This is a genomic window from Variovorax sp. Soil_C_39, from assembly GCF_057656815.1.
Genome location: NZ_JBDGJQ010000005.1, coordinates 50,904 through 64,969 on the forward strand (window position 1 = coordinate 50,904; position 14,066 = coordinate 64,969).

Below are 14,066 nucleotides of genomic sequence, written 5' to 3' on the forward strand. Positions count from 1 at the left end.
AGGGAATGACGGCCCCGCCAGCGGCACTGCCGGCAGCTGAGCCAGAATAGCCCTTCCCTGCCTTCCAACGCGCCGCTTCTTCCGTGACCACCTCCCGCCGGGCCCAGCCCCCGACCTTCTCGCCCGCTGAATTCCGCGCGGCGCTCGGCATGTTCGCCACCGGCGTGACCATCGTCACCGCGCGATCGGCCGAGGGCACGCTGGTCGGCCTTACTGCCAATTCGTTCAACTCGGTCTCGCTCGCGCCGCCGCTGGTGCTTTGGAGCCTCTCGCGTGCCGCGGCCTCGATGCCGGCGCTCAGCGCGGGCTCGCACTATGCGGTCAACATCCTGGCGGCCGACCAGAAAGCGCTGGCCGAGCGCTTCGCCACCAAGAACATCGACCGCTGGGTCGACGTGGCCTTCACCGAAGGACTCGGCGGCGCGCCGGTGCTCGCGGGCGCGGCGGCGAGCTTCGAATGCTTCAACCGCAGCCGCTACGACGAAGGCGATCATGTGATCTTCGTGGGCGAGGTGGAGCGCTGCACGCACGACGACACGGCATCGCCGCTGCTCTTTCACGGCGGGCGCTTCTACACCGAACATCCGCTCTGACCGGCGCCTTCTGCGGCGCACAAGAAAAACAAGACCCATGATCCAGCGCAAGACCCACCTCGACTCTTTGGCCATCGGTCTGCTCGTCGCCTGCTGTGCCTTCTGGGGGCTGCAGCAGATCCTCATCAAGACCACCGTCGCCGAAGTGCCACCGCTCTGGCAGGCCTCGATCCGCATGGCGGGTGCGGTGCTGCTGCTGTGGCTGTGGTGCGTGTGGCGGCGCGTGCCGCTGTTCGAGCGCGACGGCACGCTCGGTGCCGGGCTGCTCGCGGGGCTGCTGTTCGCGGGCGAGTTCGCGGGCATCTACCTGGGGCTGCAGAACACCAGCGCGTCGCGGCTCACGGTGTTTCTCTACACCGCGCCGTTCTGGGTGTCGCTGCTGCTGCCGCGCTGGGTGCCGTCGGAGCGGCTGCGCGGCTTCCAGTGGCTGGGCCTTTTGATCGCGTTCGCGGGCGTGGTGCTGGCCTTCAGCGAAGGCTTCGGCCACATGAGTTCGACGCAGCTCGTCGGCGACGCCATGGCGCTCGGGGCCGGCATGCTCTGGGGCCTGACGACGCTCACGCTGCGCACCACGCGCCTCGCCACGGCGAGCGCCGAGAAGACGCTGTTCTATCAAGTGGCGGTGACCGCTGTGGTCTGCCCGCTGCTGTCGCTCGTGCTCGGCGAGCCGTGGGGTTTCTCGTACTCCGCCTGGGCCTGGACCTCAATCGGGCTGCAGACCGTGGTCGGCGCATTCGCGAGCTATCTCGCGTGGATGTGGCTGCTGCGGCACTACCCGGCCACGCACATGTCGTCGTTCACCTTCCTCACGCCGCTGTTCGCGCTGGTGTTCGGCGTGGCGCTGCTGAAGGAGCCGCTCACGGCACAGCTGATCGTGGCGCTCGTGGGCGTGGCGGTCGGCATCGTGCTCGTGAACCGGCGGCCCGCGGCGCCGAAGGTGCACCGGTGAGCCATTTCCAGCACGTCCTCGACGAGATCGTCGACACCCTGCGGCCGCAGCTCGGCCAGGGCGGCACGGTCGCAAGCTACATCCCCGCGCTCGCCTCGGTCGATCCGCGCCAGCTCGGCATCGCACTGCGCACCTGCGAGGGAGAGGAAGCCGGCGCCGGCGACTTCGAGACGCCGTTCTCGATCCAGAGCATCTCGAAGCTCTTCACGCTCACGCTCGCCATGCAGCGCGTGGGCGATGCGCTGTGGGAGCGCATCGGACGCGAGCCCTCGGGCAACCCTTTCAACTCGCTGGTGCAGCTCGAGAACGAGCACGGCAAGCCGCGCAACCCGTTCATCAATGCGGGCGCGATCGCGGTGGCCGACCGGCTCGTGAGCCAGGCGCTGCAGGCGGGCGCCAGCGCCAAGGCCGACATCCTCGCGCTGATGGCGAGCCTCTGCGACGAGCCCATCGCCTTCGACAGCGAAGTGGCGCAGTCGGAGGCCGCCACCGGGTTCCGCAATGTCGCGCTCGCCAACTTCATGAAGAGCTTCGGCAAGATCGACAACGACGTGGGCGCGGTGCTCGACACCTATTTCCACCAGTGCGCGCTGCGCATGAGCTGTCGCCAGCTCGCGCGCGCCGCGGCCTTCCTGTGCCGCGACGGCGCGCATCCGATCGACGGCCGCGCCGATGTCACGGGCGAGCGGCAGACACGGCGCATCAACGCGCTGATGCTGACCTGCGGCACCTACGATGCCGCCGGCGACGTCGCCTTCTCGATCGGCCTGCCCTGCAAGAGCGGCGTCGGCGGCGGCATCGTGGCCGTGGTGCCCGACCGGCTCACGCTCTGCGTCTGGTCGCCCGCGCTCGACGCGTCGGGCAACTCGCTGCTCGGCATGAAGGCGCTCGAACTGTTCGTTGCGCGCACCGGGCTGTCGGTGTTCTGAGGCCGGCGCGGCGCGCCCCGGCGCTCATGGCGTCAGGCGACAATGCCCGCGCAAGATCACGCATGCCCCGAATGACCGAACCCACCGACACCGACGACACCCCGCCCCTGCACGAACCCCGCCTCTGGCGCGACGGCCTCTGGACCGCCCGCGTGATCAAGAACGAGGACGACGACGGCTGGGCCGTCGAGATGACGCGCCATGGCGACCCCGAGCCCGCGCTCGTCGGCCCATGGACCATGGGCCGCGACAAGAAGAACCCCAAGCCGCTCGACGGCCCGGCGTTCTCCACGCTCGTGAAGACCGCCGCCGAGGTCATCCGCCGACACGAGCAGCAGCTGCATGCCACGCTCAACAAGCACGTGACCGTGACCACGCGCGACGACCGGCGCGTGCGCGTGTCGCTCGCGATCGTGCCCGACGAGGACAACCCCTCGGCCACGCTCGCGGCGCACGACGCTGCGGACGACACGGAACTGGCGAGCGTGAGCGTGTCGCCCGCGTTCCGGCTCACCACGTCGAGCGCTGCCGCGTGGATCGAATCGGGCTACGCGCGTCCGCGGGGTTAGCAAGCCCCACAGGCGCTGCGCGCGAATAACACACGTTTCGCACATTCGCCAATTAGCGAAACAGCGTATGTTCACGCGAGGGTGAATCGAGGAAGAATTCGCCCCAACGAGCAATCGTTACCAGTCATTCGACGCCCGCTGCCAGTGCTGCCAGCGAGGTGTCGGGCAATAAAGCCCGAATCGGTTTCACCACCGGTTCGGGCTTTTTTGTTTTTTCGGTCGCAACAACGCCTTTTCAAAACGGATGCGCGGCATCCGGTGGCGCAGCTTTGCCCGAAGAAGAAGCACTGGCAGCACAGCGCTCGTTTGCAGGGGCCGCGCGGCGGGAGGAGACACCCAAATCGCAGTTCCGAAGGTCGGATGTTCCTGATGACTCGCACAAAACCAAAGCAAAGGAATTTGACATGACGAACGCTTTCAACCGCCGCCAGATCGTGAAGACCGGGGGCTCGATGATCGTGCTGGGTGCCGCCGGCGGCGTGGCCGGCCTGGCCCGCGCGCAGGACGGCGCCAGCGTGAAGCTCGGCCTGCTGCATTCGCTCTCGGGCACGATCGCCATCGCCGAAGCCTCGCTGGTCGATGCCGAGAAGCTGGCGATCGAGGAGATCAATGCCGCCGGCGGCGTGCTCGGCAAGAAGATCGAGGCGGTGGTCGAAGACGGCGCGAGCGAGAACTCGGTGTTTGCCGAGAAGGCCCGCAAGCTGCTCGAGCGCGACAAGGTCGCGGCGATCATCGGCTGCTACACCTCGGCCTCGCGCAAGGCACTGCTGCCGGTGCTCAACCAGGCCAAGGGCCTGCTGTTCTATCCGACCTACTACGAAGGCCAGGAGCAGGACAAGCGCGTGTTCTATCCCTCGCAGGAAGCCACGCAGTCAGTGATCGCAGCCGTGGAGTGGATGGCGCGCGAGAAAGGCAAGAACTTCTTCCTCGTCGGCTCCGACTACATCTATCCGCGCACCTGCAACAAGATCGCCAAGCCCGCCATCGCGAAGGCCGGCGGCAAGGTGCTTGGCGAAGAATACGCACCGCTGGGCCACACCGAGTTCTCGTCGATCATCAACAAGATCAAGGCCGCCAAGCCCGACTGCATCTACAGCACGGTGGTGGGCGGGTCGAACGTGGCCTTCTACAAGCAGCTGCGCGCGGCGGGCCTGGACGGCGCCAAGCAGGTGCTGCTCTCGACCGTGGTGTCCGAGAACGAGATCGACGGCATCGGCAAGGACAACGCCGCGGGCTACTACGCCTGCATGGGCTACTTCCAGAGCATCAAATCGCCGGCCAACGAGAAGTTCGTGAAGGCCTTCAAGGCCAAGTACGGTCAGGAGCGCGTGATCGGCGACCCGATGGAGGTGGCCTACAACAGCGTGTACCTGTGGAAGCTGGCGGTGGAGAAGGCCAGGTCCTTCGACGTCGACAAGGTCACGGCCGCCGCCGCGGGCGTGGAGATCGAGGCACCCGAAGGCACCGTGCGCGTGCACGCCACCAACCACCACGTCTGGAAGAAGGTGCGCGTGGGCTGTGCGCGGCCCGACGGGCAGTTCGACATCGTGTGGGAATCGCCGCAGCTGGTCGAGCCCAACCCCTTCCCGAAGGTCTGAACGCGATGAACTTCGACATCGCGGTGATGCAGGTGTTCAACGGCGTGAGCCTGTTCACCATCCTGCTGTTGATGGCGCTCGGGCTGGCCATCGTGTTCGGCCTGATGGGCGTCATCAACATGGCGCACGGCGAGCTGATGGCGCTGGGCGCCTACATGACCTACCTGGCCGCGCGCTTCTTTGCGCACTTCGCGCCAGGCTTCATGGACCTGTACCTGTTCGCTGCGATTCCGTTCGCGTTCACCGTGACCTTCGCGTTCGGCTATGCGCTGGAGCGGGGTTTCATCCGCTTCTTCTACGACCGGCCGCTGGACACCCTGCTCGCCACATGGGGCCTGAGCCTCATGCTGCAGCAGACTTACCGCTCGATCTTCGGCGCGCAGGAAGTGAGCGTGCCGCTGGCCTCGTGGCTCGCCGGTGCCTGGGAGCCCACCGCGGGCATCCAGCTGCCGCTGAATCGCATCTTCATCGTCGGGCTCACGGCACTGGTCGCGGTCGGCGTGTACCTGCTGCTGTACCGCACGCCGTGGGGGCTGAAGGTGCGCGCCGTCACGCAGAACCGCGCCATTGCCGGCGCGGTGGGCATCGACACGCACCGCGTCGACGCGATGACCTTCGCGCTGGGCTCGGGCCTGGCGGGCATCGCGGGCGCGGTGTTCACGATGATCGGTTCGACCAATCCCGGCACGGGCCAGCTGTACATCGTCGACTCGTTCATCGTGGTGGTGTTCGGTGGCGTGCAGAGCCTCATCGGCACCGCGCTCTCGGGCTTTGCCATCGCGCAGTCGCAGACCTGGCTCGAGTACCTCATGAGCGGCTCGATGGCAAAGGCCACGATCCTGCTGCTGGTGATCGCGGTGCTGTACTTCCGGCCCCACGGCCTGTTCGCCACGCGGTCGAGGAGCTGAGGCATGCACGGACTTTCTGCTGAACGCCAGCGCGACATCGGCGCCATGCTGGCCGTGCTGGTGCTGCTCGCCGTGGTGCTGCCGCTCACGCTCGACCCCTTCCGCCTCAACCTCGTGAGCAAGTACCTGGCCTTCGCGTTCGTCGCGGTGGGCGTGGTGCTCACCTGGGGCTACGGCGGGGTGCTGAGCCTGGGCCAGGGCATGTTCTTCGGCCTGGGCGGCTACATGATGGCGATGTTCCTCAAGCTCGAGGCGTCCGCACCCGAGCTGCCGGACTTCATGGTGTGGAGCAGCGTCGAGCAGCTGCCCGCATGGTGGCAGCCGTTCCATTCGCTGGGCTGGACGGTCGTGGGCATCCTCGTCGTTCCAGCGGTGCTGGCGTATGTGTTCTCGTACGCGATCTTCAAGCGGCGCGTGAGCGGCGTGTACTTCGCGATCGTCACGCTCTCGCTGGCGCTCACCCTCACGGTGGTGGTGGTCGGCCAGCAGGGCGACACCGGTGGTGCCAACGGCATTACCGACTTCCGCACGCTGCTGGGATGGGACATCGTGGGCGACGAAGCCAGGCGCACGATGTACTTCGTCGAGGTGGCGGCCATCGCGCTAGTGATGGCGGTGTCGCTCGCCATCGTGCGCAGTCGTTTCGGCAAGCTGCTGATCGCCATCCGCGACAAGGAAGACCGCGTGCGCTTCAGTGGCTACAACACGGCGCACATGAAGGCCTTCGTGTTCGCGGTGGCCGCCGCGCTGTCGGCGATCGGCGGCGCGTTCTACAGCCTGCAGGTCGGACTCATCGCGCCGAGCGTGATCGGCGTCGTGGCCTCGGTCGAGATGGTGATCTACGCGGCGGTCGGCGGCCGGCTGTCGATTCCGGGCGCGGTGGTCGGTGCGCTGTTGATCGGCTTTCTCAAGTCGTACCTGTCGGAGACCTTCCCCGAGGGCTGGCTGTACGCGCTGGGCGCGGTGTTCATCCTGGTGGTGTGGGCAATGCCGAACGGGCTCGCGGGCCTGGGCGACAAGCTCGTGCGCCGACGTGCCGTGGTGGAGGTTGCGCCATGAACGCAACGATGACGATGTCCAACGGCGGGCTGCCGCGGGCCGCCTCGGCCGTGCCGCCCTCGAACGAGCAGATCCTGCGCATCGAGGACCTGACCGTGTCCTTCGACGGCTTCAAGGCCGTGGACGGCCTGAGCCTCTCGGTCGAGCGCAACGAGCTGCGCGTGATCATCGGCCCGAACGGCGCTGGCAAGACCACGCTGCTCGACATGGTGTGTGGCAAGACCAAACCCAGCGCAGGCCGCGTGCTGTTCAACGGCCAGGACCTCGGTCGCCTCAACGAGTACGAGATCGTGCGCGCCGGCGTGGGCCGCAAGTTCCAGACGCCCTCGGTCTACGAAGACCTGTCGGTGCTCGAGAACTTCGAAATCTCGCTGCCACGCATGCACGGCCTGCTGCAGTCGCTGACCTTCCGTCGCACGCGCGCCCTGCGCGAACGCATCGATGCGATGGCCGAGGAAGTCTTCCTGTCCGATCGCCTCGACCACCGCGCCGGGCAGCTCAGCCACGGGCAGAAGCAGTGGCTAGAGATCGGCATGCTGCTGATGCAGGAGCCCGAGCTGCTGCTGCTCGATGAGCCCGTGGCGGGCATGAGCCCGCGCGAGCGCGAGCAGACGGGCGACCTGCTGCGCCGCGTCTCGGCGGGCAAGTCGGTGGTCGTCATCGAGCACGACATGGACTTCGTCAAGCGCATCGCACACCGCGTCACGGTGCTGCACCAGGGCAAGTTGCTGAGCGAAGGTACAGCCGCCGAAGTGCAGGCCGACCCGCGCGTGATCGACGTGTACCTCGGCCACTGAACGAAGGAGAAATGCTGATGCTCGAAGTCTCCGAACTCAATGTCGCCTACGGCGAATCGCACGTCATCCGCGACGTCTCGTTGCGCGTCGCACCCCGCGAGGCGGTGGCGATCATGGGCCGCAACGGCATGGGCAAGACCACGCTGTTGAAGTCGCTGATCGGCCTGCTGCCCGCGCGCAGCGGCCGCATCCTGCTCGAGGGAAGCGAACTCACGGCGCTTCCGAGCTACCAGCGCGTGGCGCAAGGCCTGGCTTTCGTGCCGCAGGGGCGCATGGTGTTTCCGTTCCTCACGGTGGAGCAGAACATCCTGGCCGGAGCGGCCAAGTCGGGCCACCGCACGGTGCCCGACTACCTCTACACCTTCTTCCCGGTGCTCAGGGACATGAAGCAGCGCAAGGCCGGCAATCTCTCGGGCGGCCAGCAGCAGATGCTGGCGATCGCGCGTGCGCTGATCTCGGAGCCGAAAGTGCTGATCCTCGACGAGCCCACCGAGGGCATCCAGCCTTCGATCATCAAGGAGATCGCGCAGACGCTCAACGTGCTGCGCGCCGAGCGCGGTTTTGCCGTCGTGGTGTCGGAGCAGGTGCTGAGCTTCGCGCTCGCGCTGGCGGACCGCTTTCTCGTCATCGACCGGGGCCGCATCGTGCATGACGAAGCGCGGGCCACGCTCGACCAGGACAAGGTCAGGTCGTTCCTGACCGTGTGAGCCCTTCTCTTTTTCCCTTCAACCACCCTCCAGGAGCAACGTCATGAGACATGGTGATATTTCGAGCAGCAACGATTGCGTCGGCGTCGCGGTCGTCAACTACAAGATGCCTCGCCTGCATACCAAGGCCGAGGTGCTGGCCAACGCACGCAAGATCGGCGAGATGCTGGTCGGCATGAAGAAAGGGCTGCCGGGCATGGACCTGGTGATCTTCCCGGAGTACTCGACCCACGGGATCATGTACGACGCCAAGGAGATGTACGACACCGCGTCGGCCATCCCCGGCGAAGAAACCGCGATCTTCGCGGACGCCTGCCGCCGCGCCAACGTGTGGGGCGTGTTCTCGCTGACCGGCGAGCGCCATGAGGAGCATCCGAACAAGGCGCCCTACAACACGCTGATCCTCATGAACAACCAGGGCGAGATCGTCCAGAAGTACCGCAAGATCATGCCGTGGGTTCCGATCGAGGGCTGGTATCCGGGCGACTGCACCTATGTGAGCGACGGCCCGAAGGGCATGAAGATGAGCCTCATCATCTGCGACGACGGCAACTACCCCGAGATCTGGCGCGACTGCGCGATGCGCGGCGCCGAGCTCATCATCCGCTGCCAGGGCTACATGTACCCCGCGAAAGAGCAGCAGATCATGGTCTCGAAGGCCATGGCCTTCATGAACAACACCTACGTGGCCGTGGCCAACGCGGCCGGCTTCGACGGCGTGTACTCGTACTTCGGCCACTCGGCGCTGATCGGCTTCGACGGCCGCACGCTCGGCGAATGCGGCGAAGAGGAAATGGGCATCAACTACGCCGAGCTGTCGATGGGCCTGATCCGCGATGCGCGCAAGAACGGCCAGTCGCAGAACCACCTGTTCAAGCTCGTGCACCGCGGCTACACCGGGACCATCAACTCGGGCGATGGCGACAAGGGTGTGGCCGCCTGCCCCTACAACTTCTACACGCAGTGGATCAACGACCCCGAGGGCACGCGCGAGCGGGTGGAGTCGTTCACGCGCAGCACGGTCGGCACGCCCGAGTGCCCGATCGAGGGCATTCCGAACGAGCCCGCGAAGCACCGCTGAGCCACTGCGGCGCCCCGCCATTCCCTTCAACGCAAGAAAAAGAGGTATGCCATGAGTCAGACGCATGTCGACGACGAGGTGCTCGGCGACGAGTACGAGCACGACCCGGTTCCGCTCTCCAAGCGGCGCAGCACCTTCTCGGTCTCGATGGTGTGGCTCGGGTTCCCGATGATCATCACGGGCGCCATGACGGGCTCCATCCTGGTGGCAGGCATGGGCTTCCAGTCCGCACTGCTCGCGATGATCGTTGGCAACCTGCTGATGTTCGCGTACGTCGGGTCGCTCGGCGTGCTGGGCACGGCGCGCGGCCACAACTTCGCGCTGCTGGCCAGCGCCAGCTTCGGCAAGAAGGGCTACGTGTTCGCCTCGGGCCTGCTGTCGACCTTGCTGCTGGGCTGGTACGCGGTGCAGACCGGCATCACGGGCAACCTGATGCACACGGCCTTCAAGATCGACTACCTGACGATGACCATCGCGGCCGGCGTGCTGTACCTGGGCATCACCTTCGTCGGCATTCGCGGCCTGCACTGGATCGGCATGGTGTCGGTGCCGCTGTTCGTGGTGCTGGGCGGCTGGGTCGCGTTGCATTCGGCCGGCGCGGCGGGGTGGGACAAGGTGCTCTCGTACGCCGGCACGCAGCCCGCGCTGCCGATGTCCTTCGGCATCGGGCTGACCATCGTGGTGGCGCTGTTCATCGACGCGGGCACGGTCACGGCGGACTTCAACCGCTGGTCCGCCGACCGCAAGAGCTCGCTGATCGCCACGGCCTGCGCCTTTCCCGTGGCCAACCTGGTCGCGATGCTGGTCGGCGGCATCATGACGGTCGCACTGGCGCTGCCGCAACCGCAGCCCTTCGGCCTGGACAACATGTTCGGCTACCTGCTCGCGCAGAACGCGCCATGGCTCGCCGTGGTGGCCTTCGTGTTCCTGCTGTGCAACCTGGGCTCGGTGTGCGCGCACTGCCTCTACAACTCGGCCGTCGGCTGGTCGCGCATCGGCAACGGCCGCATGCGCGTGTTCGCCGTGGTGCTCGCCGCGATGGGCATCGCGATCGCCGCAGCCAACGTGTGGGCGCTCTTCATTCCGTGGCTGTCGCTGCTGGGCATCCTGGTGCCGCCCATCGGCGCCATCCTGATAGCCGACCTGTACTTCGTGCGGCCGGGCGCCGCCATCGGTGCCGACTGGCGCCCGCGCGCCTTCATCGCCTGGGGCGTGGGCTCGCTGGTGGCGTACGCCACCGAGACGATGGCGCCGCAATTGTCGACCGCGGTAGCGGCCTTCATCGCGGCAGGCGTGTGCTACTTCGTGCTCCACGTCGGCAGCGCCACGCCAGTGGCGGCGGCCGCGCCTTCCATCAAGAACTGAACACCTCTTTCGAAAGCGACATCGACCATGGACCACGAAATCTTCGAGCTCGGCGACGTGCCCCTGCAGCGCGGCGCGACGCTGCGCGATGCCAAGCTCGCCTACAAGACCTACGGCAAGCTCGACGCCGACAAGGGCAACGTGATCGTCTACCCGACCTGGTACTCGGGCCAGCACCACGACAACGAGTGGCTGATCGGACCGGGCATGGCGCTGGACCCCGAGAAGTACTTCATCATCGTGCCGAACATGCTGGGCAACGGCCTCTCTTCGTCGCCCAGCAACACGCCCGAGCCGTACAACCTGTCGCGCTTTCCGGACGTCACGCTCTACGACAACGTCACGCTGCAACACCGGCTGGTGACGGAGCAGTTCGGCATCGAGCAGGTCGCACTCGTGGTGGGCTGGTCGATGGGCGCGCAGCAGACCAACCAGTGGGGCTGCCTGTACCCCGACATGGTGAAGCGCATCGCGCCCTTCTGCGGCTCGGCGAAGACGGCGCCGCACAACATCGTGTTCCTCGAAGGCGTGAAGGCCGCGCTCACGGCCGACGCCGCATGGAACGGCGGCTGGTACACCACGCCGCCGACGCGCGGACTGCGCGCGGTGGGCCGCGTGTACGCGGGCTGGGGCCTGTCGCAGCCCTTCTACATGCAGCAGCTGTGGCGCGAGCTGGGCTTCAGCTCGCTCGAAGACTTCCTGGTGGGCTACTGGGAAGGCTTCTTCCTGAAGAAGGACGCGAACAACCTGCTGGCGATGCTGTGGTCGTGGCAGCACGGCGACATCAGCGACAACCCGGTGTTCAAGGGCGACTTCGAGAAGGCGCTGGGTGCCATCCGGGCGCGCGCGATCGTGATGCCGGCGGAGCGCGACCTGTACTTTCCCGTGGCCGACAACGCGTGGGAGGTGTCGCACATGCCGAACGCCGAGTGCCGCCCGATCCCGGGCGTGTGGGGCCACTTCGCGGGCGGCGGCAGCAGCCCGGCCGACACCCGCTTCATCGACAGCGCCCTCAAGGAACTGCTCGCCACGCCATGAACGCCCCCATCCACGACCCGCTCGCCGCCCACCGCATCGAGACCGAGCCGTTCTACCGGCCCGCGGGCAACGAGGTGGCGCTGTACCGGCACGCCTACCGCCACCGCATGCCGCTGATCCTCAAGGGGCCGACCGGCTGCGGCAAGACGCGCTTCGTGGAGCACATGGCATGGTCGCTCGGCCGTCCGCTGGTCACGCTCGCCTGCAACGAGGACATGACGGCCTCGGACCTGGTGGGGCGCTACCTGCTCGACGCCAACGGAACGGCCTGGCACGACGGACCGCTGACGCTCGCGGTGCGCCACGGCGGCATCTGCTACCTCGACGAGGTGGTCGAGGCGCGGCAGGACACCACGGTGGTGATCCACCCGCTGACCGACGCGCGCCGCATCCTGCCGCTCGACAAGAAAGGTGAGCTGGTGCATGCGCACCCCGACTTCCAGCTCGTGGTGTCGTACAACCCCGGCTATCAGAGCAGCGCAAAGGACATGAAGCCATCGACGCGCCAGCGCTTCGCCGCGCTGGAGTTCGACTACCCCGATGGCGCGCTCGAGACCGAGATCGTCGCGCACGAGGCCGGGGTCGAGCCCGGGCTTGCCGCGAAGCTGGTCGCCATTGCGCACTGCTCACGCGAGCTCAAGCACCGCGGGCTAGACGAGGGCGTATCGACGCGCATGCTGATCTACGCGGGCGTGCTGATCCGCGACGGCGTGTCACCGCGCGACAGCTGCGACATGACGATGACGCGCGCCCTCACCGACGACCCCGACATGGCGAGCGCGCTGCAGGGCTTTGTCGAGGCGCAGTTCGGATGAACGACGGGCACGGCGCGCTCTCGCTGCTGGCGCGCGGGCTGGCCGGCATCGATGTCGACGTGCAGCCGCTGGCCACCGCACGCGCCGTGCTCACGGGCCGCCGGCTGCTCTTGCCGGAGGGCGACGACACCGTGCGCCTGCACCGCGCTATGGTCGCGCATGCGGTCGCGCACCTGCGTTACTCCACGCCCGCGCGGCCGGCGCGCACGCTCAAGCCCTTGGGCATCGCCATCGTCTCGGCGCTCGAGGACGCGCGCGTCGAGCGCTTGCTGTGCCGCGATTTTCCCGGCCTGCATGGCTGGTTCACCGCCGCGCTACCGCCCGCACCCGATCCGCTGGACCTGCGCTTTGCCGCGCTGGTCGCACGCATGGACCGCGTGCTGCTGCGCGCCGACGCACAGGACGACAACCACTGGGTGAACAAGGCGCGACGCCTGTTCGACGAGACCGTCGCGCGCGCGGGGCTGGAGGACTACGACGCCTTCCGCGCCGTCGCTTCGGTCCTCGCCAACGACCTCGGCCAGATGCGCGTGCGCTTCGAGCCGCAGGACTACGCCGTGCCCGCGCTCTGGCGCGACGACAACAGCTACCTGTGGGATTTCGGCGATGCCGAGACACCGCCGGACGAAGCCGTCGCGCTGCAGCAGACCGGCGCGCGGCCGCCTCCGCCATCTTCCGAAGCACCGAACGACGGCAACGAAGCGCCACCCGAAGGCATTGCCGACATGGAACTCGGCCGCTACACCTACCCCGAATGGGACCGTGTGCAGGAGCGCCTGCGCCCCGACTGGTGCACGGTGATCGAGAAGCTGCCCGCGTGGCAGGGATTGGGCGCGGCGGGCGCGCCGGCGACGGCAGGCCATGAGCGCATGGTGCCGCTCACGCTGCCCCGCGCGCGCCACCTCGACCGCACGCACCGCCTGCGCCGGCAGTGGGAAGGCGACGACATCGACCTCAATGCGGCCATCGAGGTGCTGATCGACCGCCGCCTGCGCCTGCGGCCCGACGCGCGGCTTTTCATGCGGCCCGGCAAGGCGCCACGGCCGTCGAGCGTGCTGGTGCTGCTCGACCTCTCGGCATCGGCCAACGATCCGGGCCATGGCGATGGGACGGCTTCGCTGCTCGACCTGGAGAAGCAGGCCGCACTGCTGCTCGCCGCCTCGAACACGCGCGGCATCGACCGACTGGCCATCCACGGCTTCTCGTCGAACACGCGCGCCGAGGTGTATTACTACCGCCTGCTCGAATTCGGCCAGCCGCTCGCCGCGCCGTCGCGCGCCATGATCGGCGCGGTGCGCGGGCGCTACTCCACGCGCATGGGCGCCGCGCTGCGCCATGCAGCAACGCACCTGCAGGCCGAGCCCGCGGGGCCGCGTGCCATCCTGCTGGTGACCGACGGTGCGCCGTCGGACATCGACGTGCACGACCCGAAGTACCTCATCGAAGACGCCCGCCAGGCCGTGGTCGAGGCGCGCGATGCCGGCGTGCGCAGCGCGTGCATCGCGGTGGATGGTGCGGCCGATGCGTATGTGCGGCGCATCTTCGGCTGGCGCAACTATTGCATCGCCGACGATGCGCGCAGCCTGCCCGCGCGGCTGGCCCGCATGAGCACGCGGCTGGCCGCCGCCCATTGAGGGACCGAATGAAGAAGCACACGG

At 67.5% G+C, this 14,066-nt stretch carries 14 protein-coding genes; all 14 read left to right on the forward strand.

What is annotated here, in order from left to right; genetic code table 11:
* Positions 1–83 precede the first annotated feature (83 nt).
* Positions 84–593 carry a flavin reductase family protein gene (locus AC3A6J_RS14460; RefSeq protein WP_487860652.1) on the forward strand — a complete coding sequence of 170 codons (510 nt, stop codon included), beginning with the start codon at positions 84–86 and terminating at the stop codon, positions 591–593.
* 37 nt (positions 594–630) lie between these two features.
* On the forward strand, positions 631–1,542 hold the full coding sequence (locus AC3A6J_RS14465; RefSeq protein ID WP_487860653.1) for a DMT family transporter: 912 nt from the start codon (positions 631–633) through the stop codon (positions 1,540–1,542).
* Positions 1,539–2,471, forward strand: coding sequence for a glutaminase (locus AC3A6J_RS14470; protein WP_487860654.1), 933 nt, complete (start codon positions 1,539–1,541; stop codon positions 2,469–2,471). The genes AC3A6J_RS14465 and AC3A6J_RS14470 overlap by 4 nt, the downstream gene beginning before the upstream one ends.
* A gap of 71 nt (positions 2,472–2,542) precedes the next feature.
* On the forward strand, positions 2,543–3,040 hold the full coding sequence (locus AC3A6J_RS14475) for a hypothetical protein (protein ID WP_487860655.1): 498 nt from the start codon (positions 2,543–2,545) through the stop codon (positions 3,038–3,040).
* 404 nt (positions 3,041–3,444) lie between these two features.
* Positions 3,445–4,638, forward strand: a complete 1,194-nt coding sequence (gene urtA, locus AC3A6J_RS14480; protein ID WP_487860656.1) for an urea ABC transporter substrate-binding protein — start codon at positions 3,445–3,447, stop codon at positions 4,636–4,638.
* A 5-nt stretch (positions 4,639–4,643) separates the two neighbouring features.
* A complete protein-coding gene (urtB, locus tag AC3A6J_RS14485; protein ID WP_487860657.1) occupies positions 4,644–5,546 on the forward strand; it encodes an urea ABC transporter permease subunit UrtB in 903 nt (300 codons plus the stop codon).
* A 3-nt stretch (positions 5,547–5,549) separates the two neighbouring features.
* Positions 5,550–6,605 carry an urea ABC transporter permease subunit UrtC gene (urtC, locus tag AC3A6J_RS14490; RefSeq protein ID WP_487860658.1) on the forward strand — a complete coding sequence of 352 codons (1,056 nt, stop codon included), beginning with the start codon at positions 5,550–5,552 and terminating at the stop codon, positions 6,603–6,605.
* 14 nt (positions 6,606–6,619) lie between these two features.
* Positions 6,620–7,402 carry an urea ABC transporter ATP-binding protein UrtD gene (gene urtD / locus AC3A6J_RS14495; RefSeq protein ID WP_487861088.1) on the forward strand — a complete coding sequence of 261 codons (783 nt, stop codon included), beginning with the start codon at positions 6,620–6,622 and terminating at the stop codon, positions 7,400–7,402.
* A gap of 17 nt (positions 7,403–7,419) precedes the next feature.
* Positions 7,420–8,109: an urea ABC transporter ATP-binding subunit UrtE gene (gene urtE / locus AC3A6J_RS14500; RefSeq protein ID WP_487860659.1), complete on the forward strand. Its 690-nt coding sequence runs from the start codon at positions 7,420–7,422 to the stop codon at positions 8,107–8,109.
* 43 nt (positions 8,110–8,152) lie between these two features.
* Entirely contained in the window at positions 8,153–9,190 is a 1,038-nt protein-coding gene (locus AC3A6J_RS14505) for an aliphatic amidase (RefSeq protein WP_487860660.1), read from the forward strand.
* A gap of 51 nt (positions 9,191–9,241) precedes the next feature.
* Positions 9,242–10,555, forward strand: coding sequence for a purine-cytosine permease family protein (locus tag AC3A6J_RS14510; protein WP_487860661.1), 1,314 nt, complete (start codon positions 9,242–9,244; stop codon positions 10,553–10,555).
* A 27-nt stretch (positions 10,556–10,582) separates the two neighbouring features.
* Positions 10,583–11,593: an alpha/beta fold hydrolase gene (locus AC3A6J_RS14515; RefSeq protein ID WP_487860662.1), complete on the forward strand. Its 1,011-nt coding sequence runs from the start codon at positions 10,583–10,585 to the stop codon at positions 11,591–11,593.
* Entirely contained in the window at positions 11,590–12,408 is an 819-nt protein-coding gene (locus AC3A6J_RS14520; protein ID WP_487860663.1) for an AAA family ATPase, read from the forward strand. Before AC3A6J_RS14515 ends, AC3A6J_RS14520 begins: the two co-directional genes overlap by 4 nt.
* Positions 12,405–14,042, forward strand: a complete 1,638-nt coding sequence (locus AC3A6J_RS14525) for a nitric oxide reductase activation protein NorD (protein WP_487860664.1) — start codon at positions 12,405–12,407, stop codon at positions 14,040–14,042. Before AC3A6J_RS14520 ends, AC3A6J_RS14525 begins: the two co-directional genes overlap by 4 nt.
* The last annotated feature ends 24 nt before the right edge of the window (positions 14,043–14,066 follow it).